The 20,801-nt window shown below is 34.0% G+C and carries 18 protein-coding genes, 1 tRNA gene and 1 rRNA gene; 14 read left to right on the top strand and 6 right to left on the bottom strand.

The window, feature by feature from the left end; all coding sequences use genetic code 11:
• The first annotated feature begins 4 nt into the window (after nucleotides 1-4).
• Genes WC614_10590 through WC614_10580 form a run of 3 tightly spaced genes read left to right on the top strand, consistent with a single transcriptional unit; the run spans nucleotide 5 to nucleotide 4,061 of the window.
• Entirely contained in the window at nucleotides 5-1,063 is a 1,059-nt protein-coding gene (locus tag WC614_10590) for a radical SAM protein (GenBank protein MFA5033452.1), read from the top strand.
• Entirely contained in the window at nucleotides 1,035-2,024 is a 990-nt protein-coding gene (locus WC614_10585) for a glycosyltransferase (protein MFA5033451.1), read from the top strand. The genes WC614_10590 and WC614_10585 overlap by 29 nt, the downstream gene beginning before the upstream one ends.
• A 24-nt stretch (nucleotides 2,025-2,048) precedes the next feature.
• Nucleotides 2,049-4,061 carry a M1 family aminopeptidase gene (locus WC614_10580; protein MFA5033450.1) on the top strand — a complete coding sequence of 671 codons (2,013 nt, stop codon included), beginning with the start codon at nucleotides 2,049-2,051 and terminating at the stop codon, nucleotides 4,059-4,061.
• Between the two features lie 189 nt (nucleotides 4,062-4,250).
• On the opposite strand, the gene WC614_10575 is transcribed toward WC614_10580, so the two are convergent.
• From WC614_10575 to WC614_10550, 6 genes are all read right to left on the bottom strand, one after another.
• Nucleotides 4,251-5,105: a 4-hydroxy-3-methylbut-2-enyl diphosphate reductase gene (locus WC614_10575; GenBank protein ID MFA5033449.1), complete on the bottom strand. Its 855-nt coding sequence runs from the start codon at nucleotides 5,103-5,105 to the stop codon at nucleotides 4,251-4,253.
• A complete protein-coding gene (locus WC614_10570; GenBank protein ID MFA5033448.1) occupies nucleotides 5,106-5,732 on the bottom strand; it encodes a lysophospholipid acyltransferase family protein in 627 nt (208 codons plus the stop codon).
• Between the two features lie 14 nt (nucleotides 5,733-5,746).
• Complete coding sequence (cmk, locus tag WC614_10565) at nucleotides 5,747-6,391, bottom strand: (d)CMP kinase (protein ID MFA5033447.1); 645 nt, start codon at nucleotides 6,389-6,391, stop codon at nucleotides 5,747-5,749.
• A 219-nt stretch (nucleotides 6,392-6,610) separates the two neighbouring features.
• Nucleotides 6,611-7,774: an aminotransferase class V-fold PLP-dependent enzyme gene (locus WC614_10560; protein MFA5033446.1), complete on the bottom strand. Its 1,164-nt coding sequence runs from the start codon at nucleotides 7,772-7,774 to the stop codon at nucleotides 6,611-6,613.
• A 7-nt stretch (nucleotides 7,775-7,781) separates the two neighbouring features.
• Entirely contained in the window at nucleotides 7,782-8,621 is an 840-nt protein-coding gene (locus WC614_10555; protein MFA5033445.1) for an ABC transporter permease, read from the bottom strand.
• Nucleotides 8,622-8,746: 125 nt separating this feature from the next.
• A tRNA-Cys gene (locus tag WC614_10550) sits at nucleotides 8,747-8,818 on the bottom strand.
• A 179-nt stretch (nucleotides 8,819-8,997) separates the two neighbouring features.
• On the opposite strand from WC614_10550, the gene rrf reads away from it, so the two are divergent.
• The 11 genes from rrf (at nucleotide 8,998) to WC614_10495 (ending at nucleotide 20,591) form a co-directional block, all read left to right on the top strand.
• Nucleotides 8,998-9,112 (top strand): 5S ribosomal RNA (gene rrf, locus WC614_10545).
• Nucleotides 9,113-9,330: 218 nt separating this feature from the next.
• On the top strand, nucleotides 9,331-10,572 hold the full coding sequence (locus WC614_10540) for an ABC transporter ATP-binding protein (protein MFA5033444.1): 1,242 nt from the start codon (nucleotides 9,331-9,333) through the stop codon (nucleotides 10,570-10,572).
• Between the two features lie 44 nt (nucleotides 10,573-10,616).
• Complete coding sequence (gene asnB, locus WC614_10535) at nucleotides 10,617-12,527, top strand: asparagine synthase (glutamine-hydrolyzing) (protein ID MFA5033443.1); 1,911 nt, start codon at nucleotides 10,617-10,619, stop codon at nucleotides 12,525-12,527.
• Between the two features lie 14 nt (nucleotides 12,528-12,541).
• Nucleotides 12,542-13,477 (top strand): NAD-dependent epimerase/dehydratase family protein, encoded by a 936-nt coding sequence (locus tag WC614_10530; protein ID MFA5033442.1) that lies wholly within the window; start codon nucleotides 12,542-12,544, stop codon nucleotides 13,475-13,477.
• A gap of 28 nt (nucleotides 13,478-13,505) precedes the next feature.
• Nucleotides 13,506-14,264: a class I SAM-dependent methyltransferase gene (locus WC614_10525; protein ID MFA5033441.1), complete on the top strand. Its 759-nt coding sequence runs from the start codon at nucleotides 13,506-13,508 to the stop codon at nucleotides 14,262-14,264.
• Nucleotides 14,265-14,280: 16 nt separating this feature from the next.
• Entirely contained in the window at nucleotides 14,281-14,979 is a 699-nt protein-coding gene (locus tag WC614_10520; protein MFA5033440.1) for an SGNH/GDSL hydrolase family protein, read from the top strand.
• 23 nt (nucleotides 14,980-15,002) lie between these two features.
• Nucleotides 15,003-15,317, top strand: a complete 315-nt coding sequence (locus WC614_10515) for an acyl carrier protein (GenBank protein ID MFA5033439.1) — start codon at nucleotides 15,003-15,005, stop codon at nucleotides 15,315-15,317.
• On the top strand, nucleotides 15,314-16,015 hold the full coding sequence (locus WC614_10510) for an SDR family oxidoreductase (GenBank protein ID MFA5033438.1): 702 nt from the start codon (nucleotides 15,314-15,316) through the stop codon (nucleotides 16,013-16,015). Before WC614_10515 ends, WC614_10510 begins: the two co-directional genes overlap by 4 nt.
• Complete coding sequence (locus WC614_10505) at nucleotides 16,015-17,355, top strand: fatty acid--CoA ligase family protein (protein ID MFA5033437.1); 1,341 nt, start codon at nucleotides 16,015-16,017, stop codon at nucleotides 17,353-17,355. The genes WC614_10510 and WC614_10505 overlap by 1 nt, the downstream gene beginning before the upstream one ends.
• A 7-nt stretch (nucleotides 17,356-17,362) precedes the next feature.
• Nucleotides 17,363-18,508, top strand: coding sequence for a GNAT family N-acetyltransferase (locus WC614_10500; GenBank protein MFA5033436.1), 1,146 nt, complete (start codon nucleotides 17,363-17,365; stop codon nucleotides 18,506-18,508).
• A gap of 10 nt (nucleotides 18,509-18,518) precedes the next feature.
• The gene (locus WC614_10495; protein ID MFA5033435.1) at nucleotides 18,519-20,591 is read left to right on the top strand and encodes a glycosyltransferase; all 2,073 of its coding nucleotides are present in this window, start codon (nucleotides 18,519-18,521) and stop codon (nucleotides 20,589-20,591) included.
• The last annotated feature ends 210 nt before the right edge of the window (nucleotides 20,592-20,801 follow it).

Genomic DNA, 20,801 nt, shown 5'->3' with positions numbered 1-20,801 from the left:
GAAGATGTATCTCAAGGTAAAGAATAAACTTAAAACCCCATTAGTCCTGATTTATTTCATAACCAATAAATGTAATATGCATTGTAAACATTGTTTTTATTGGAAAAGTCTGAGCAAGGATGAAAACACGCTTAATTTGGAAGAGATTGGCAAGATTGCAGGCTCTTTGAAGTCCCCGCTCTCGTCTATTTTAATTACGGGGGGAGAACCTTTTTTGCACTCACAAATTGTCGAAATATGTAAGACATTTTACGATAAAAACAAACCGATGAATTTCCATTTTATGACTAACGGGGTGCCTTCTTCCAAAATTATTGAAACTACGGAGTCTATACTTAAAAATGTGAATAGTAATCTTCATTTCCAGATATCAATTGATGGAGTAGAAGATATACACGATAAAATAAGAGGCAAGGAAGGGTGCTTTAATGAAGCCGTTAAAACATTGAAAGAATTAAAAAAACTTTCCACAAAGCATCCTAACTTAACCGTTCATATTTTAACCGTAGTATCAAAATTAAATTATAAACATTTGGTTCAGCTTTCAGAGTTTACTACGAATGTTTTGAAAATCCCCATAACTTTTGAATTTGCGCGAGGAAATGAATTATTCCAAAATAATCCTTTGTTGTCAAAAAGTTATAACCCGTCTTCGCCCGATAAAACCTTACTAACTTTAGACGAAATGAAAAAAACATACAATGAAATAAAAAAGATTTATACTCTTGAGAAATCAAAGCTTGCCGTTGATTTGTCTTTTTCTTTGCTGGGGTTGAAAAAGGAAATCGAATTAATAGAAACAAATTGTAAAATCGTTGATTGTGTTGCCGGGAATCAAATTGGCGTGCTTTATCCTGACGGGAAGGTTGCGGGTTGCGAATTGATAGAATCAAAACTTAATATAAGAGATTTTGACCTTGATTTCCATAAATTATGGCAATCAAAAAAGATGGATGATTTCAGGAAAAAAATAAAAAACTGTTATTGTATTCACGGATGTTTTTTGCAGACAAGTTTGCTTAACTCAATAAAATATGGTATCTTTTATCATCCCCACCCATAATAGTCGGGAATACGTTGGAAAATGTATAGATTCTATCTATAATTTAACCCTTAATAATATTTTTGAAATAATAGTTATAGACGATGCTTCAACGGATAATACTTTCGATTTTATTCGTAAAAATTATCCCGGTGTGAAGTGTTTTTGTGCTTCGGAAAGAAGCGGTGCGGCTTACGCAAGAAACCTTGGAATAGTTAATTCCTGCGGGAATATTCTTGTTTTTATAGATGCGGATGTATGGTTGGATAAAGAATGCATTAACGAGTTATTAGCTCAAATGAATCGCTCCATGCCTGACGGCAGGCAGGCAGGCGGTAATTATGATATGGAACATCCCGCCCCGGCGGTGATTTTATATACGGTTCCGTATTTTCCTAATGGAATTCCTATTTTTCCTATTTTTGCGGCAAAAGAATATCCCGTGATTTCTGCGATTTTTATGATGCAAAGAAAAGCGCTGGCGAAAATGGATAAATATTTTGATGAAAGATATGAAATCTATAACGAAGACCTTGATTTTTTCTTAAGATGTAAGATATGCGGATTAACTGCAAAATATGTAGAAAATGCAAAAGCTTACCATTGGTTAAAAGATTCTAAAAATGCCGAATTTAGATATTATATGGATTTGCGAAATTCAATTTATGCGTATTTAAAATTTTATAAACTTGGTAAATCCATTGTCGGGTTTCCGTCCATAAAAATTATTCTACAGAATATTGGTGATTTCTTATGGAATAAAAATGCTTATTCAAAATTGTATTTTGAACCCGCCTCGGGCGGATTCCTTAAAATATGGTATAAAATTAATCCCAGGGCAAAGATTACACAAAAGACAAGATTTTATATAGTGTATATGATTTTTAAGGCTTTTATGTGGAATGTTAGAAGATTGCGTGAGATAAAAGAGGAACATTATTATTTTAGGATGTTTTTAAGTAATTTAAAACTTGCCAATTAAAATCAAATAGATATATTTACTAAAATGTTGATACTGATAATTGCTATTTTGTCTTTTAGAACGCCTTTATTCTCAGAAAAAGAGTCATCCCTTCGCGAAAATCTTTCAAGACAAACAGTTAATACAAAACTTAGTTTAGCGGATAGTATTTCAGGTTATGATGTAATAAATTATGATATCCTGCTTGATATTGCTTTCCCGGGCAAGCAAATAACAAAAGGATGGACAGAAATCACTGCCGTAGCAACGGAAAACATAGATACTACAAAACTTAATTTCGTCGGGTTGAATATTGATAGCATTAAGGTTAACGGAATTAATGTTAATTATAGCAGAACCGACACAGGAATAAATACATTATTGAATGTCAGTTCGGGAACGACTATTACGGCAGGCGATACTTTTGTAATCGGAGTTGGCTATAACGGGACACCTTCGGAAGGATTATATTACAGCACGACTAATGCGGGAATTGCGTATACAATGAGTGTTCCATGGCCTACAAGCGAGTTGCCCGTAGGTGCAAGATACTGGTTCCCATGTAATGACGTTTTTACGGATAAGGCGAAGTTCTGTTTTTCAATAACCGTTCCTTCAGTTTATTATGTGGTAGCAAACGGGTTGCTGGAAAAAGTCGATACCATAAGTACAAAGTGTAAATATAAATGGGTGGAAAATTATTCAATACCTACCTGGTATGCAGCGTTTTCAATTTCTAAATATGTTATTCTGCGCGATACTTTTAGTTATAAAGGGGATACTATGCCTGTTAATAATTTCGTATTCCGATCTGATTCTGCGAGTGCGTTAACCGCATTTTCTAACGTTCCGGATATGCTTACTTTCTTTTCTGATACATTTGGAGACAAGTATCCTTTTTTTAATGAAAAATATGGATTTGTCCGCTTACCTTCTTTAAGTTGGGCGATGGAATATCCAACAAACGTGTTTTTTGCGTTGCCCATACCTAATGACCATACCCGTGAGATGACGATTGCTCATGAAACTTCTCACCAGTGGTGGGGAGGCTCAATTACTCCGATTAGCACTAAAGATATCTGGTTGAATGAAGGATTTGCCACTTATTGTGAAGCTTTATATTCGGAACACTGGCAGAGCGGAGCATCTTACAAAGATTATATGAAAACAAGCATTATGGATTGGCATCTTACATATGGAGACTCTACTCTGGGGTATCCTTTTGCTATTTATAATCCACCTGAACAGGGCTTGTGGTCAAACACGACTTATGAAAAAGGTGCTTCCGTGCTTCATATGTTAAGACACCTGACCGGCGATAGTTTATTTTTTGCAATCCTAAAAAATTATTATGCTACTTATAAATATAAAATTGCAAGTACGGCAGATTTTCAAAACCTTGCTGAAGGTATGTATGGCAAAGATTTGGACTGGTTTTTTGACGAATGGATATATAAGGCAGGACATCCCGATTATGAGTATGCTTTCTGGTATGACTCGCTTGCCGTTGACAGTTTTAACTTGAACATATTTGTCAAACAAGTGCAGTCGCATAATTATAATGTCCCTTCATTTAAGATGCCGATAGATATAAAAGTAAATAATCTTACCGGGGATACCGTAAGTTTTGTATTAGAAGATTCTTTAGATTATCAGCAATTTAATTTGTCTTTGAATATAAAACCTGAAAATGTAATTTTTGACCCTGATAATTGGATTCTGAAAACAAAGAAATTGGTTGGTATTGAAGAAAACGCCAACTCGCAATCCAAAATTCCAAATCTGCAATTGGACATATCTCCAAATCCGTTCATTCAGAAAACCGTTATTAGTTATTCCGGAGTTGCTAATCAGACAAAAAATTTGCAGTTAACGATTCGAGACGTTTCCGGTCGTTTGGTTCGCCAATTTCCGATTAACTATTTCCGATTAACTATTTCCCAAATTATCTGGGATGGTAGGAACGATGACGGGAAAAAGGTAAGCAGCGGGATATATTTCTGTGAGTTAAAAGACGGGAATCATAAAAAGATAAAGAAGATAAACTTAATTAAATAGTGCCAATTCGTCTAAAGTGGTCTAACAAACCTTTTGAGATTGTCATTCTGAGTCGAAGACGAAGAATCTCTCTGTTGGATGTCTTTTCGTGACTCCCTTCCTTTTTTTTGTGCTTTCGTGTGACGTAGCGCGACCTTTTAAGGTCGCTTCTTTTTGTCTATCTTCAATGGGGTTGCTCCAATAGGTAGGTCAGGGTTTCTTCTTAGAAAGGGACAGATTTTTTATAGCCTGTACGACTTCAAGGATTATCCAGTCCGGGGTGGAAGTTCCAGCGGTTACGCCAACGGATAATTTATTTTTGAACCATTGTTTTTTTATTTCGTCTTTTGTTTCTATCTGGTAGGCTTCGCACCCCTGACTTCGCGCAAGTTCGGCTAATCTTTTTGTATTTGCCGAATTTTTTCCTCCCACGATTATCATTAATTTAACTTTTTTAGCCAATTCCAGTGTTTCTTGCTGGCGTGAGATAACGGCTCTGCAGATTGTATTATATACGCGGACTTCTTCCGCTTTGGATAAAAGTTTCCCTACCATTTCCGCAAATATTTCCGGGGAAAGAGTCGTTTGAGAAACGATGCCGAGTTTTTGAACTCTAGGTAATTTTGCAATGGCTTTCATCTCGTTTATGACTGTGGCTCTGAAATTTGTATGTCCGATAATTCCCTGGACTTCGGGGTGTTCCGCAGCTCCGATTACCACAACGTTGTATCCTTCGTTACACAATCTTTTTGCGTACTCCTGGGCTTTCTGAACGAAAGGACAGGTAGCGTCTATTATTTCAAACCCCATTTTCTGGGCTTTGGGTATAAATTCCGGGCTTACCCCGTGTGAACGGATGATTAACTTTCCGGGTGTTATTCCTTTAAGACTGTCTAAAGCGCTTACACCGGTTTTTTCAAGTTGAGCAACGACTTGGGGATTATGTATTATGTGTCCCCACGTATAAGCCGGCGTTTTGTTGTTTTTTATCGTGTGATATGCAATATCTATGGAGCGTTTTACTCCAAAACAAAATCCGTAATTAGGTATAAGAAAAATTCGCATTTATTTTTTTAAGTCTCTTGCCATTTCTTCAATACGGGATTTTAATTCCCGTGTTATCATTTTACGGGCTTCTTTTGAGTTTTTAAATTGACGATAAAAATCGGTAGGAATTGGTTTGCCGAGTTTTATCAACACACTGGTTTTTCTAAACATCTGGGTAATAAGAGGAGTATTTGTATTGACGACGAGAACCGGGATTATTGGAACATTGAATTGAAAAGCCATCCAGGCAACTCCTTCGTTAAATTCGTTCAAATGCCCTACTTTACTTCTTGTGCCTTCCGGGAACATTATTATCGCAAATTTTTTGCGCAATACCTCTTTAGTATAATCGAATGTGGTTTTTTCCGGTTTTTCTATGTTAATAGGATAAGCATTAAACGCTTTCATTATGAAAGTGGCGAACTTGCTGGAAAAAAACACCGAAGTTTTCGATAAGAAGTAGCATTCACGGTTCCATGCGGCAGTTCCGACCAATGGAGGGTCAAAATTTGACAGGTGGTTTGGAGCAATAATCAGACCGACATTTTCAAGAATATTTTCCCTGCCTTCCACTTGAAATCCAAATAATATCGTCCACATATAGTTAATGACTTTTGTGCCTATACGGTATCGTAATTTCATCATATTTATTTTGTTCCCTACCTACTGCCTACTATTTCTGTAATTTTTATGACTTGTTCTTCTATGCTGAGGTTTGTGGTATCTATAACTATGGCACCATCCGGTATTTTCAGGGGGGAATGTTTTCTTGTGCTGTCCTGTTTATCTCTCGACTTTATACTTTCTATAATAGATTCGAAACTTTCGGGAGTTCCTTTTTCGGATAATTCTTTTTCTCTTCTTTTTGCTCTCGTTTCAACGTTTGCGTCCATATATATTTTTATTTCTGCATTCGGGAATACGACCGTTCCCATATCCCTGCCTTCGCAAACGATTGATTGATTTTGGGCTATTTTGCGTTGCAGTTTGACCATATTTTCACGGACTCCTTTGTATGTGGAGCAAAGGGATGCGAGTTTCCCGATTTCCTCGGTTCTTATTTGGGAGGAAACGTCTTCATCATTCAGGAGTATTTTTGTATCTACAAAACGAATATTAAGTTCGGGAACTAATTTTTCTACTTCCTTTTCATTTGAGGGGGATATATTATTTTTCAGGACAGCAAGGGCGACGACTCTGTACGTGGCGCCGGTGTCGAGATATTTGAATCCGAGTTTTTGTGCGACAAGTTTTGCAGTTGTAGATTTTCCACTTCCGGCAGGTCCGTCTATTGTAATAACCATAATGTAGTATTCTTATTGAATAATTGACAAAAAGTCAAGCCTTTTTGTGCAATAAAAGCAAGAACTGTAAAAAGTGTCCTACACTACGCTTCTGGATAGCAATCTCTAATGACTATCGTCAAAGAGCTTGCTATAATTTATTGTTACTAATTATACTACCTGTCACATTGATTTCAGTTATTACATTTATTACCAGTTGTTACATTTTTTACTATAGTTTTACGTAGCATTAAGAATCGCCTTAAAAATCATATTCAGTTCTTTATTCTTGAGGTTTGGTCGTATGGGTATATTGAATATATTTTTGTACACCTTTTCAGAATAAGGGCAACAAGACTTTATTCCCGCATTTTTCAAATGCAATGGGGTATACATTTCTTCGGGCTCGATGCCCATTTTATGAAAACTACTTTTTAATTTGGAACATTCGTCTGCATTTTCAAATATTAGAGATAACTTGGTATAAACATTATTTTTATCGCACTGTAAATGGAATTTCAATCCCGTTTGTTTTAGCGCTTTTATTACTTTTTCGGCATTGTTTCGTCTTTTTTGTAAAACAGTTTCCAGTCTATCTAATTGTATGGACAATAACCTTGCATCCAACGGGTGCATTTTATTGTATTTATAAGAACTAATTATATTCCTGCTTTCAAACTCAATATCCTTTTTTAAGAAATATTTCCACACTACGTTTTCAAATCTTTTCTTTACCGTCCCGGTGTTTTCGTTTCCCAAATTCTTTGATTCTTCAAGGATTTCTTTTTCAAGAATATTTGAAACTAACATCCCGCCTGACGTAGCCATCAGGTTTTTCCCCATTCCAAACGAGAAAATCGCCATGTAGTATTGTGTTCCCCAAAAACCTTTAGAGTCTCTACCGCCTAAACTCTGGCATACATCTTCAATAACGATTATGCCTTTTTCTTTTGCCATTTTTGCCAAGCTCTCTATTTCTGCTTTACATCCGGATAAATGGGGGATAAGTAGTGCCAAAACTTCTGTGTTTAAATAATCTTTTACTGTGGAAGACGTTATGTTTAAATCTTCTCCTATATCCACTAAAACAGGTTTCAGTCCTGCTTTTATTACAGGGTCAAAAGTGCCTTTGCATCCATAAGTAGGGATTACGACTTTGTCTCTTTTAGGATATTCGTTTTTCAAAACTTTTAGAGCTAATTCAAATGCCGTTCTACCGCTGCTTGTGGGGATAATCGTTCCTTTTATATTTAATTTGTTCCTAAATTTTTCCGTTAACGTTTCGACGAAGTTGTTGTCTTCGGAGTCTCTATAGAAAGTCCCGCAAAAAAACTCTCGTATTCCCCAGTATGGTTTTATAAATGCTATTTTTGGAAAAGATGGTTTAGAGGGTGAACTACGCATATTTCTACTACATTCGTTCCGGAAGTTTTGTCTCTGCGAGGTGGAATATCTGCCAGCAGACCAAAAATACGAGGACAGAAACTACAGACATAATGACGAAACCCGTTGGTTCTTTTATATGTCCATACGCTATTAAATCCCTTGGCGCAGTAATTAACGGACTTAACGGGTTAAACTTAAAAAGCCTGGAAAATCTAATTGGTACGGGATACAAAACAGGCGTCAAAAACATACAGAAAGTCAAAAGTATGGATATCATATTCATAGTGTCCCTTACTACGGCATTAATGACGGATAATATCATACTTAATCCCAACGTTAAAAGTATAAGCGGGATAAGCGCAAATGGGAACAGCAATATTCCCCAACTCGGTACAAACTTGAATACTATGAAAAGTAAAATAACCAGGCAAAATCGTACAAGGAAATCAAATATTACCTGTCCCATAGCTGAAAATACCAAAGCTTCGCGCGGGAAATTTATTTTCGAAATCATACTGCCTGCGGCTAAAATAGAATGAGAACCTATCGTTACTCCACCGGAAAACAATTGCCAGACAGATAAGCCTATCAATGCAAACAAAGGATATGGAATGTCCGTCGGTCTAATGTTCAAAATCCCTGCTCTGTTCAATAGTATAAATGTTCCGATTGCAACAAAAGGATTTATGAGCACCCAGAAATATCCAAAAAGAGATTGCTTGTATCTGCCGATTAAATCTCTCAGGAACAAGCGGATTATAAGCTCTTTGCTTTTCCGCAGTTCCCGGAACATATCTTTCCATATTCCCAAACCTTTTGCCCCGGATTTATCTGAAGTATAAACAACATAAGGAGATTGATTCATTTTTAAATCAAAAATCCCCCGTTAACACGGGATAACAATCTCTAATTAACATAAGAGTTTGTAAAAAAATTAAAATGCAAAAATAGAATGAGATAATTAAAAAACTACTTATATACCTTTTTGCAAGGCGGCGAGCGGATTCGAACCGCTGCATAGTGGTTTTGCAGACCACTGCCTTACCGCTTGGCTACACCGCCATATATTCTTTTATTACACTTTAGTCGCAAAATAAAAAAATTTTAGCAAACTGTCGTTTATTTTAATATGATTGGTCTTCTTGTCAATCGTTTTTTCTAATCCGAAACTTACTTTTAAACACTTTTTTGTAAAAAGTTATTGACAAAACTATTTATTTGCATATTCTCTGCAACATAATCTTGGTGGTTATATTCTGAGGGACACACCCGTTCCCATTTCGAATACGGTCGTTAAGCCTCAGGAGCTGATGGTACTATCCTGGTGACGGGATGGAAGAGTAAGTACTGCCAGGGTTTTTTTTTACCCTATTTCCCCGTTCCCCCGAATAAAAATCCGAAGTAAAGATAAAAAATGATTCCAAAGCAAAAATTATATTGCAAAAACGATAACGAGTGATATATAGGAAAAATAGGGAAAAGTTAGCTAAAATGGGATCGTACTTTTCCTTTTGTTGTAATCTTGTGAAAATCTGTGAAATCTTGTGGTTTGTTGTTTTGTTTAGAATAATATTATGAAAAATGATTTAAGTTCGGAAACAGTGGTAAAAGTAGAAAATGTCAGCAAGAAGTTCTGCAAGAGTTTAAAGAACTCAATGTTATACGGAGCGGGGGACATTATAAAGTCAAGCATTGGGATGAACAGAAATTCCGGTAAATTACGAAAAGATGAGTTCTGGGCGCTGGATGGGATTTCTTTTGAGTTAAAAAAAGGCGAAGCGCTGGGAATTATCGGCCCAAATGGTTCGGGAAAGACTACGTTGTTAAAACTTCTGAACGGAATCTTTATGCCGGACAAGGGAAAGATAGAGATGAAGGGCAAAGTTGGTGCACTTATAGAACTCGGGGCAGGGTTTCATCAAATGTTGACGGGACGGGAAAACATATATATTAATGGAGCGATATTAGGAATGAGTAAAAAAGAAATAAACGAGAAGTTTGATTCCATTGTGGACTTTGCGGATATAGGGGATTTTCTTGATGCTCCCGTGAAACATTATTCCAGCGGTATGTATATAAGATTGGGTTTTGCGATAGCGATTCACAGCGAGCCGGATATTTTGTTAATAGATGAAATATTATCGGTCGGCGATATAAGTTTTCAGGCGAAATGTCTGGAAAGAATGAAGAAATTTATGGAAGATAAATCAATACTGTTCATATCTCATAATTTAACTACGGTAAAAGGGTTGTGCAAAAAGTCAATTTTAGTATCAAAAGGAAAAACAATAGACAGCGGTGACTCCGAAAGAGTTATTGATGATTATGAAAGAAGGGTTTATAATCAGGTGCCGGGCGTAAAAAACAAAGAAAATATTACAAATATAGATTCAAAAATCATTCATATTGGAGAAATAGAGTTGTTTGATGAGAAAGGGGTGCGAAAGGATACTTTCCGTATGGGGGAAACTATAGTTGCAAAAATACCATATAATGCGTATAAAAAAATAGAAAATCCTGTGTTTACGGTAGGAATAGTAAGAACTATTGATGGTATTCAATGTTGTGCTACTACTACAGCCATTGATACTATAAAAATGGGCAACATAGAAGGGGAAGGTTTTGTAGAAGTTAAGTTGGAACTTCCGTTATTAATTCCCGGGACATATAAAATAGGGGCTTCCGTATGGGATGCAGAGAAGAGAACGATTATATATACTTCTCGGGGAATAGATAAATTCTATATTTCATCAGATTTGCCAGGTGTAGATAAAAATTACGGTTTTTTTGTCCCGAAAGCACAATGGAAAGTTTGAAATAATTTTATAAATGAATTTTATTTATTGAATAAGGAAATTATATGTGTGGAATAGCGGGAATTTTAAGTTGTAAAAAAGAGCCAAAGCATTCCCTTGAAAATATGATAAAGGAAATGAATAAATCTCAAAAACATAGAGGCCCTGATGGGGAAGGAATATGGGGTGATAAAAACAACACATTGGGATTGGGGCATGTAAGGTTGAGTCTTATAGATATAGAAAAGGGAGACCAGCCAATGGAAGATGAAGAGCTGGTTATTAGCTATAATGGAGAAATTTATAACTATATAGAATTGAGAGATATTCTTGGAAAGGAAAACTTTAGAACTAATTCAGATACGGAAGTGATTTTGAAGGCATATAGAAAATGGGGAGAAAAATGTGTTAGTCACTTAAGAGGAATGTTTGCTTTTGCTATATGGGATAAAAAAAAGAACTATTTATTCATTGCAAGAGACAGGTTTGGGATTAAGCCGTTCTATTATTTTATAGAGGATGGAAGATTTTATTTTGCTTCAGAAGTAAAAGCATTGATTCCGTTCAAGAATAATATAGAAATGGATAACAATGCTTTGAAGGATTATATCTATTTTCAATTTTATCTTGGAGATAAGACTTTGTTTAAGGGCGTATATCAATTACTTCCAGCCCATTCTGGTTTTGTAAAAGTTGAAAAAGGTAAAATAGATATAAGTATAAAAAAATATTGGGAAGTATATTATAATTTAGACTTTACTCATAAAGAAGAATATTTTGTAAAGAAGGTAAAAGAGTTATTATTTGATTCCATAAATATTCACTTGAGAAGCGACGTTGAAATAGGTTCCTTTATAAGTGGAGGTATAGATTCCGGGATTATTGCTTCTACTGCAAAAGATATAAAGAACAATTCAAGATTTTTAGGATTTACAGGAAAGTTTTCAGGGGAAGAAGAATATGATGAATCTAAATATGCCAGGATTTTAGCTGCACACAAAGATATTTCACTTTATGAAAAAGACATAAAGGAAAAGGATTTTGTAGATAATATAAAAAAAATAATATATTCTTTAGATTATCCCCTTGCAGGTCCCGGTTCGTTTCCACAATTTATGGTTGCAAAACTTGCAAGTAAATTTGTAAAAGGAATTTTAAGTGGTACAGGGGGAGATGAGATTTTTGGGGGATATGTTAGATATTTAATATGTTATTTTGAGCAATGTATAAAAGGTGCAATCTCGGGAACTTTACACAGCGGGAAATTCATTGTGACTTACGAGTCTATTATTCCTAATCTTAAAGTTTTAGAACAATACAAACCCTTGTTAGAAAATTTTTGGAGTGATGGGGTTTTTGATGATAGGGATAAAAGGTATTTTAGAATAGTAAACAGGGCAAATGGATTTGAAGATGAAATTAATTGGGAAATACTTAAGCATTATTCTCCGTTTGAAGAATTTAAAAAACTATATTGGAGTAATAATGTAGAAAAAGAATCATATTTTGATAGTATGACACATTTTGATTTCAAAACATTGTTGCCTGCGCTATTACATGTTGAAGACAGGGTAAGCATGGCAAATGGGCTTGAAGTTAGAGTGCCATTTTTAGACCATAAACTTGTTGAATTAGCAGCGACAATTCCATCGGATATAAAATTTAAAGACGGAAAATTAAAAAGACTACTGAAAATAGCTTTTGACAAGGAACTTCCTAAAGAAATATCACTTAGAAAAGATAAAATGGGATTCCCGGTGCCACTGAATAAGTGGAGTAAGGGACCTCTCAAAGATTTTATATTTGATATTTTTACTTCATCCAAAGCAAAGCATAGGCATTATTTAAATGAAAAATTTGACATTATAAGTTTTTTAAACAAAGGTAAAGAATTTGATAGAAAATTATGGGGACTATTGAGTCTTGAATTATGGAATCAACTTTTTATAGACGATTTTAAAAAATATAAAAGCTAATATTGGGAGGAAAGATGAAAGTATTAATTACGGGAGGAGCCGGTTTTTTAGGTTCAAATATTGCAGATAAACTAATTTTAAAAGGGGAAAATATTTTAGTTATTGATAATTTTGCAACCGGAAGAAGAGACAACTTAAAACCACATAGTAACTTGAAAATTGTAGAGGGGTCCATTTATGATTCTAAATTAGTAAATAGTGTTTTTCAAGAATTTAGTCCTGATATAGTAGTTCACGCGGCTGCTTCTTATAAAGACCCTAAAAACTGGGAAGAAGATATAAGAACAAACGTATATGGGACTGCATTGATAACTCAGGCTGCTTTAGAACATAAGGTAAAAAGATTAATATATTTTCAAACTTCTTTATGTTATGGATTAAAACCTGTGGAGCAACCTATTACATTAGAACATCCAATAAAATCAGAAGGTAGTAGTTATGCTATAAGTAAAACAGCAGGTGAGCAATATATTACATTAAGTGGTATTAATTTTATCTCTTTTCGCTTGGCTAATATGTATGGGCCAAGAAACTTAAGTGGTCCTGTACCTACTTTTTACCAGAGATTAAATACAGGCCAAAAATGTTACCTGGCTGATACACGAAGGGATTTTGTTTTTGTGGAGGATTTGCTCGAGGTCGTGCTACCTGCAATTTATGGAAAAGGAAATAATGGTTATTACCACATTTCCTCGGGCGGAGATTACTCAATAAAAGAATTATTTGATGCAATAGTAGAAAAAATGGGTATAAAACTTACCAAACCCATTGAAGTTCAACCCAGAAATTCCGGGGATGTTTACACGATATTGCTTGATCCATCAAAGACAAACAAAGATTTTGGATGGAAGACGACAACTCCTTTAAAAGAGGGGATAAAAAAAGCTGTAGAATATTATAAAACCTATGGAATTAAAGAGACATTTACCCATTTAAGAATAGAAAAATAATAATCATTGTTAAAAATTCTATATTGTTATGAATAAAAAAACAATAGAAAAAATTGTTAAATGTATTTACTGTAATGGTTCTATAAGATTATTAAAAGATAAAATAATATGTCAAAAGTGTAACAGACAATATATTATAGATGATAAAGTTATTATGATGAATTTTAGAAAAGATGATTACTTTGAAAATTATGAACAAATTTGCGAAGATGATTTAAGAAAAGAAAAAACTCCTATGGAAGTAAAGCAGGAAATGGCGACTTTTATTCTTTCAGATACTGAAACGCAAAATAATAAAATTATAGCTGATTTTGGAAGTGGAGATGCGTATTTATTAAGAAAAATGACTTTTAATACTACTGTTGCAATAGATATTGCGGCAAATTATTTAAAAAGATGTAAGAAGGTAAATATAAAAATAAATGCGGATTTGGAAAAGCTTCCTATACATAATGAAAGTATAGATATTGGAATATGTACGGATGTGATAGAGCATGTAATAGATGATGAGAGAGTAATTCAAAATATATATGATGTTATTAAACCTAAAGGTATTCTTTATTTAGCTGTCCCATGGGAGCAAGATTTAAGTGTATATAAATTGCCAGAATATAAAGTGAAATATGGAAAATATAAATACGTCCATTTACGAACTCTAAACAAAGAGTATATGAGAGATAAAATATTCTCTAAATTTAAGCAAGAAAAAGAAATGTTGATAACAGCGGGAATGAAATATATGGAGTTCACGCCTTATCCGATTAAGATATTTAGGTTAATAAAGTAAAAACAGCAAAAAGAAAATGCGTATAATTAGAATTTGTTATTTTGGAGACTCAATTACCTATGGGTTTGGTGATGGAAGTGAGAGCAGGGATATTACAAAGCGATGGACTTCAATAATAGATGATGGATTAAAAAAGTATAAAAAACAAGATATTTTGTTTAATAATATCAATTTAGGAGTAAATGGAGATACAACAAGAAATGGGTTAGAAAGATTAAAAGACATTTATGTTTTCAACCCGGATATTATTACTATTCAGTTTGGTATGAATGATTGCAATTATTGGCTTTCCGACAATGGATTCCCGAGAGTTAATCCGATGTCTTTTGAATATAATCTTTTGGAGCTTATTGAGAAATGTTATACTTCCGGAATAAAAGAAATAATTTTAAGCACAAACCATCTTATACCGATAAGAAAACTTATGTTGAACAATAAAGATTACAATGAAAACAACCGTTATTATAATTCTATTATTAGGAAAGTAGCAAAGAAAACCAATACTATTCTTTGTGATATAGAGGCTTTGTTTGATAAAGCTTCAAAGGACAAATCCTTTTTTCTTAATGAGAATGGGAAACGGCTTCATTTATCACAAAAAGGCAATGAATTATATGCGGAAAAAATGTTGCCTTTTATTGAAAAAACAATAAAAAATAGTATACGGTTAAAAAAAAGTAATATTTTGAAGCTAAATTTAACGCCATATAAATAAAGAGATAGGGTAAAAAATTAAAAATGAACAAAAAGTCTCTTAATGAAAGAGTAGAAACGATAGTTTTTAGCGTGATTGATGAAATCAATCAGCAATTAACTAAAACAAAACAATTAAAAAAAACAAAGGATACTGTTTTATTTGGAAAATTAGGAGTGTTGGATTCATTAGGACTTGTTAATCTCATTGTGGCAATAGAACAAAGAATAGAAGAAGAATTTGGAATTACAATAACTTTGGCAGATGAAAAAGCTATGTCACAAAAGAATAGTCCATTTAGAACCGTAAAGACCATTATGGATTATGTTTTTACGTTATTGGAGGGGAAAATTCAATGAATAAAAAAAAGGTAATAGTAATTACAGGTACGAGAAAAGGTATAGGAAAATATTTAGCAGAATACTATAGTGATAGAGGGTTTCAAGTTATTGGGTGCAGTAGGGAGACATTTGAACATAAATTAAAAAATTACCAACACTTTTGTTTGGATGTTTGTGATGAAAACAAAGTAAAACAACTTTTTACGGAGATTCGTAGAACTTATAAACGAGTAGATGTTCTTATAAATAACGCAGGGATAGCATCTATGAATCATTTTCTTTTGACTCCTCTTAAAACGGTAGAAAGTATTCTAAATACTAACATTGTTGGAACTTTTTTATTCTGTCGGGAAGCCTCTAAACTAATGAAAGTTAATAAATATGGTAGAATTATTAACTTTACTACGGTAGCCGTTCCTCTAAAGCTTGAGGGAGAATCTATTTATGCTGCTTCCAAAGCGGCAGTTATAAGTCTTACTGAAATACTTGCGAAAGAACTTGCCGACTTCGGGATAACAGTGAATGCGATTGGGCCTACCCCGACAAAAACAGATTTAATCCGGACAATTCCACAAGAAAAGATAAAGAATCTTATTAACAAACAGGCTATTCGTCGCTTTACTGAATTTAAGGATATTTCAAATGTAATTGATTTTTTTATTCAACCGGAAAGTAATTTTGTTACGGGACAAACAATCTTTTTGGGTGGTATTTAATGTCGATAGATTTTCTGATAGAGATATTTGATAAAAACAAACACAAAGACGCTATTATTTGGGGAGATAAAGTTTATACTTATAAATGGTTAATAAAGAATATTGATTATTGGCAAAAAACAATAAAGTCTGAAGGCATTAAAAAAGGTACGGCGGTCGTTTTAGAAGCAGATTTTTCCCCAAATTCTATTGCTCTTTTCCTTGCTCTTATAGAATGTGGTTGTATCATTATTCCGCTTGCCGATTCCGTAAGATTAAATAAAGATGAATTTATTGGGATAGCTCAGGGAGAAGTTTCTATAAGGATAAACAAAAAAGATAAGATTGAAATAATTAAATTATCAAATTCTGCCAATAATGAATTTTATAATAAATTAAAAAAATTGTGTCATCCGGGACTGATTTTATTCTCTTCAGGGTCTACGGGGAAAAATAAAGCGGTTGTCCACGATTTAGTTAAAATATTAGAAAAATTTAAAACACCGAGAAATAGCTTAAGAGCAATAACGTTTCTATTATATGACCATATAGGCGGCATAAATACTATATTTTATATATTATCAAATGCAGGATGTATCGTAACAGTTAAAGAAAGGACTCCCGATACCGTACTTGAAACGGTTGAAAAATATCAAGTTGAGTTGCTTCCGACTTCTCCTACTTTTATAAATTTAATTTTATTAAGTGAAGCATATAAGCGACATAATATTGATTCCCTTAAAACAATTAGTTATGGAACGGAGCCAATGCTTGAAAGCACATTGAAACGTTTTCATAAATTGTTCCCTGATATTCATTTGCAACAAACGTATGGGCTTTCCGAAGTAGGAATATTGCGTTCCAAGTCTGAAAATTCAAACTCCCTTTGGATGAAAATAGGAGGGGAAGGCTTCCAAACGCGAATAGTAGATGGAATTTTGCATATTAAAGCCGAATCGTCAATGCTGGGGTATCTAAATTCCCCTAACCCGTTTACAAAAGATGGTTGGTTTAATACGGGGGATTCAGTTGAGGTCAAAGGCGAATATATAAAAATTTTAGGTCGCAAATCCGAAATTATTAATGTTGGAGGCGAAAAAGTATATCCTGTAGAAATCGAGAATGTTATTCAAAAAATGAGTAATATTGCTGAAGTAACGGTTTATGGAGAAAAGAATTTGATAACAGGAAATATTGTATGCGTAAAAGTTAAATTATTAAGTTATGAGGATATCAAGAAATTTACTATACGTTTAAGAAAACATTGTTATAAAAACTTAGAAAGGTTTAAAGTACCAACTAAAATTTTTATTACGGATAAAGAACAATATAATGAGAGGTTTAAAAAATTAAGAAAATAATTATATTATGGATAAAAACGGAATTTTCCTGTGCTCCGAGAAAGAAATCCCTGAATTGAGGAAATATATTGAAAAAATATGGGGACGAGACTATGCGTTAGTTTTAAATGAAAAATTTCTTTGCTGGCAATTTAAGCCTTCTCGTTTTAAGAATAGTAAAAAAGAGATATTATCGGTTTTACTTGTTTATCATAAGGGGAAAATAGTCGGTATGATGGGACTTATTCCATTTCAATTAAATGTCAGGGGACATACTTATTCTTCCGTATGGCTTTCTCATTGGGTATGTGATGAGAAGGTTCGCCGCCTGGGATATGGATTTGAATTGTTAAACAAAGTATATTCATTAGGATTCAGTTTTATTGGGGCTATGCAAGTCGGGAAAGATGTCCAAAACATATATAAAACTTTAGGTTTCCAGACACTGGATGATATGCCTCGCTGGGTTTTGGTTATTAATCCCGAAAAATGTTTTCCTTTGTTTTGTGAATGTCAAACTCTTATTCCGTTGCCTGAAATAAAAAAGTTTATAAAAAAATATACATATACGGAAAAAGAATTTATTTTTAAGAAAAATTATACAACTGTTTCATCAATAGATTCTTTATGGGATTCGTTTTGGAAAAACCATATCTCTAAAAATTTTATTGGGGGAGAACGGGACAGCAACTATCTTAAGTGGCGTTATTTTGAACATCCCGTATATAGTTATAAATTTCTGGGGGCAAAGGATAAAAAAACAGGAAGTTGGGAAGGATTAATTGTCTTTAGGTTAGAAAAAGTTCGTGAACGGAATGAAACGGTGATTAGAATCCTTGAATTATTGGGAAATACCGATGCTCTCGCTTTCCTGTTAAAAGAAGTTATAGAATTTGGGATTAAACAAAAATCAGCTTTTATAGATTTTTATAATCCTTCTCAGGAAATAGGTAAGGTGCTTCTTAAAATGGGTTTTCCCCTCCAACCATTACCGAATCAAGGAAATATTTTTTTCCCATCGCGTTTTCAACCTTTGGAAAAGAAACCTTATGTATGGAGAAGTGCATTACACTTTAGGATTAAAGGGAAAAGCAAAACAATCATTCCGTGGAAAACTTATTATGTAACTAAAGGGGATAGTAACCAGGATAGACCTCAATTTATAGACGGATAATCTAATTTATATGAAAAAAGTTAGTATTGTATTAGCTACTTATAATAGGGCGCATCTTATTAAAAAAGCAATAGATAGCTGTTTGAATCAAACATATAAAAATATCGAGTTGATTTTAATTAATGATGCATCTCCGGATAATACTTCTGAAATAATAAAGTCATACCTGCCTGCCGTCAAGGCAGGCAATGATGACAGGATTAAATATATAGAATTGAAGGAAAATGTTGGGGCTACGAAGGCGTATAATAAGGGACTTACTTTGTGTACAGGTGAATATCTAACCTGGACTTCGGATGATAATTACTATACGGAAGATGCGATAGAAATAATGGTAGATTTTTTGGAAGCCAATAAAGAGATCGATTTCGTGTATTCTAATTACTATTGCATTAATGAAAGAGACGAGATTATTGCAAAAGAAAAAGTAGATACTCCCGATAATTTGAGACGGTTTTGCTGTATTGGAGCTTGTTTTTTATATAAATATAATGTGTATAAGACTATAGGTGGATTTGATGGCAGAGCTCTTAGTGCGGCAGATTACGACTACTGGATAAGAATTTATAAAAACTTTAAAATGCAAAAATTGGATAATTTTTTATATTACTATGGAAGATATCAAGAGAGTGATTCGGTTATAGAAGGGGATTTTAAAATCCGAAGTATAGGACATAAAGTCAGAGATGGACACTTTTATCCTCTGACAAAAACTAAAGAATATGAGCCTATAACCAATACAATTGATAAAAAATTGAATATACTGGTAGTCTCCAACTTATATCCACCCTATTACATAGGCGGGTATGAATTGGTTTGCAAAGATATTGTTGATTCCCTTAGAAGTAAAGGACATAACGTAAGTGTTTTAACGTCTAATTATGGCGTGGAAATTCCGATAACAGGCAGGTCACCGCTTGAGCGGGATGTCCCAGATGCCTGTTCTACTATAGAGAATAATGTTTACAGGGAGCTTACTCATTATTTTGACTATGGAAAGAAGCCAATGTCTTTTAAGAAAACCCTAAACAGAGAAACCCGTGAAAATGACATACTAAAGAAACTCGTTTATGAACTCCGGCCGGATGTTTTATTTCTTTTTAATATGGGCGCATTGAGTAAATCCCTTTTAAAAACTATAGAATCTTTTGATATTCCCGTTGTATACGATATCTCGGATTACTGGCTGGCGTGCGATAAAATGGTGGATAATTGGCTTAATTACTGGCAGTCTCCCGTTAAAAATAAATTAGTTTCTTTTATAAAAATGAAGTTCCTTGGACTGATTACACAGCCCGACCTAAAAGAATATTTTAAGTCAATGTTTGCCGTGGATTTATACAGTCTGAATTTTAATTATACATATTTTACAAGCAAATTTCTTAAATTCCAATACAGTGAATTCGGCTTTCCTTGCAGTTCCGCTACTATTTTTTATCGCGGGATTGATACGAAAAAGTTTATAACTCCACAAAATAATCGTTCAATCGTTCCCCTGAAATTATTATACTCAGGGGGATTACATCCCGATAAGGGTGCACATACTGCAATAGAAGCCGTTAATATTCTGACAAAAAAAGGATATGAAGTTACGTTGTCAATTGCAGGCGGAGTAAGGGATAAAGAATACGTTGATTCGCTTTATAAAAAGGTTGAACAACAGAAACTGCCCGTTAAGTTTTTAGGGCTTGTTCCCTGTGAAGAAATGCCAAAAGTTTATCCTCAGTATGATGTATTGCTTTTCACTACAATAAAAGATGAACCGTTTTCTCTTACAATTATGGAAGCGATGAGTAGCGGGCTTGCCGTAGTATCAACCCCTACGGGAGGAAGCGCAGAAATATTAAAAGATAAGGAAAATTCTCTCGTTTTTAAACCGGATAACGCCGAAGATTTGGCAGAAAAGGTAGAATCGCTTATAAAAAATCCCGATTTAATAGAGAAACTTGGCAAAAACGGGGCTGAATGTGTGAGAAAAGATTTTGAGTTTGAAAAAATGATTGAAGAAACGGAAAAGTACTTAAAGTGGGCAGTTGGTAACCACCGCCAAGGGTCGCTTTGCGCCAAATTGAAGAATATCTAAAATGGACAGTGGAGAGTGAAGAGTTAAGGGGTGAGAGTGAAAAGTGAAAAAAACAGAATACAGAAAAATAAGACCTGCCAAAAAGAACGGTAGGCAAGCAGGATTTACAGGATTAACTAACTTCAATGGGACAATAAATTACTATGAATTACTACAAATTATTATAAGTTATTAGAAGTCCTTGAGTGATAACGATTAGGAATTCTTATC

The sequence above is a fragment of the bacterium genome, from assembly GCA_041649255.1.
In the GTDB taxonomy this organism is placed as follows: Bacteria; Hydrothermota; UBA3073; order JACQXS01; family JAQTXJ01; genus JAQTXJ01.
The sequence above is the reverse complement of the archived record's forward strand: the minus strand, read 5'-3'. Positions and strand labels throughout refer to the sequence as shown.

Bases quoted from the DNA above. Each gene is read 5' to 3' on its own strand.
- WC614_10590 (MFA5033452.1), top strand. From the start codon at position 5: ATGTATCTCAAGGTAAAGAATAAACTTAAAACCCCATTAGTCCTGATT.
- WC614_10585 (MFA5033451.1), top strand. From the start codon at position 1,035: ATGGTATCTTTTATCATCCCCACCCATAATAGTCGGGAATACGTTGGA.
- WC614_10580 (MFA5033450.1), top strand. From the start codon at position 2,049: ATGTTGATACTGATAATTGCTATTTTGTCTTTTAGAACGCCTTTATTC.
- WC614_10575 (MFA5033449.1), bottom strand. From the start codon at position 5,105: ATGCGAATTTTTCTTATACCTAATTACGGATTTTGTTTTGGAGTAAAA.
- WC614_10570 (MFA5033448.1), bottom strand. From the start codon at position 5,732: ATGATGAAATTACGATACCGTATAGGCACAAAAGTCATTAACTATATG.
- cmk (MFA5033447.1), bottom strand. From the start codon at position 6,391: ATGGTTATTACAATAGACGGACCTGCCGGAAGTGGAAAATCTACAACT.
- WC614_10560 (MFA5033446.1), bottom strand. From the start codon at position 7,774: ATGCGTAGTTCACCCTCTAAACCATCTTTTCCAAAAATAGCATTTATA.
- WC614_10555 (MFA5033445.1), bottom strand. From the start codon at position 8,621: ATGAATCAATCTCCTTATGTTGTTTATACTTCAGATAAATCCGGGGCA.
- WC614_10540 (MFA5033444.1), top strand. From the start codon at position 9,331: ATGAAAAATGATTTAAGTTCGGAAACAGTGGTAAAAGTAGAAAATGTC.
- asnB (MFA5033443.1), top strand. From the start codon at position 10,617: ATGTGTGGAATAGCGGGAATTTTAAGTTGTAAAAAAGAGCCAAAGCAT.
- WC614_10530 (MFA5033442.1), top strand. From the start codon at position 12,542: ATGAAAGTATTAATTACGGGAGGAGCCGGTTTTTTAGGTTCAAATATT.
- WC614_10525 (MFA5033441.1), top strand. From the start codon at position 13,506: ATGAATAAAAAAACAATAGAAAAAATTGTTAAATGTATTTACTGTAAT.
- WC614_10520 (MFA5033440.1), top strand. From the start codon at position 14,281: ATGCGTATAATTAGAATTTGTTATTTTGGAGACTCAATTACCTATGGG.
- WC614_10515 (MFA5033439.1), top strand. From the start codon at position 15,003: ATGAACAAAAAGTCTCTTAATGAAAGAGTAGAAACGATAGTTTTTAGC.
- WC614_10510 (MFA5033438.1), top strand. From the start codon at position 15,314: ATGAATAAAAAAAAGGTAATAGTAATTACAGGTACGAGAAAAGGTATA.
- WC614_10505 (MFA5033437.1), top strand. From the start codon at position 16,015: ATGTCGATAGATTTTCTGATAGAGATATTTGATAAAAACAAACACAAA.
- WC614_10500 (MFA5033436.1), top strand. From the start codon at position 17,363: ATGGATAAAAACGGAATTTTCCTGTGCTCCGAGAAAGAAATCCCTGAA.
- WC614_10495 (MFA5033435.1), top strand. From the start codon at position 18,519: ATGAAAAAAGTTAGTATTGTATTAGCTACTTATAATAGGGCGCATCTT.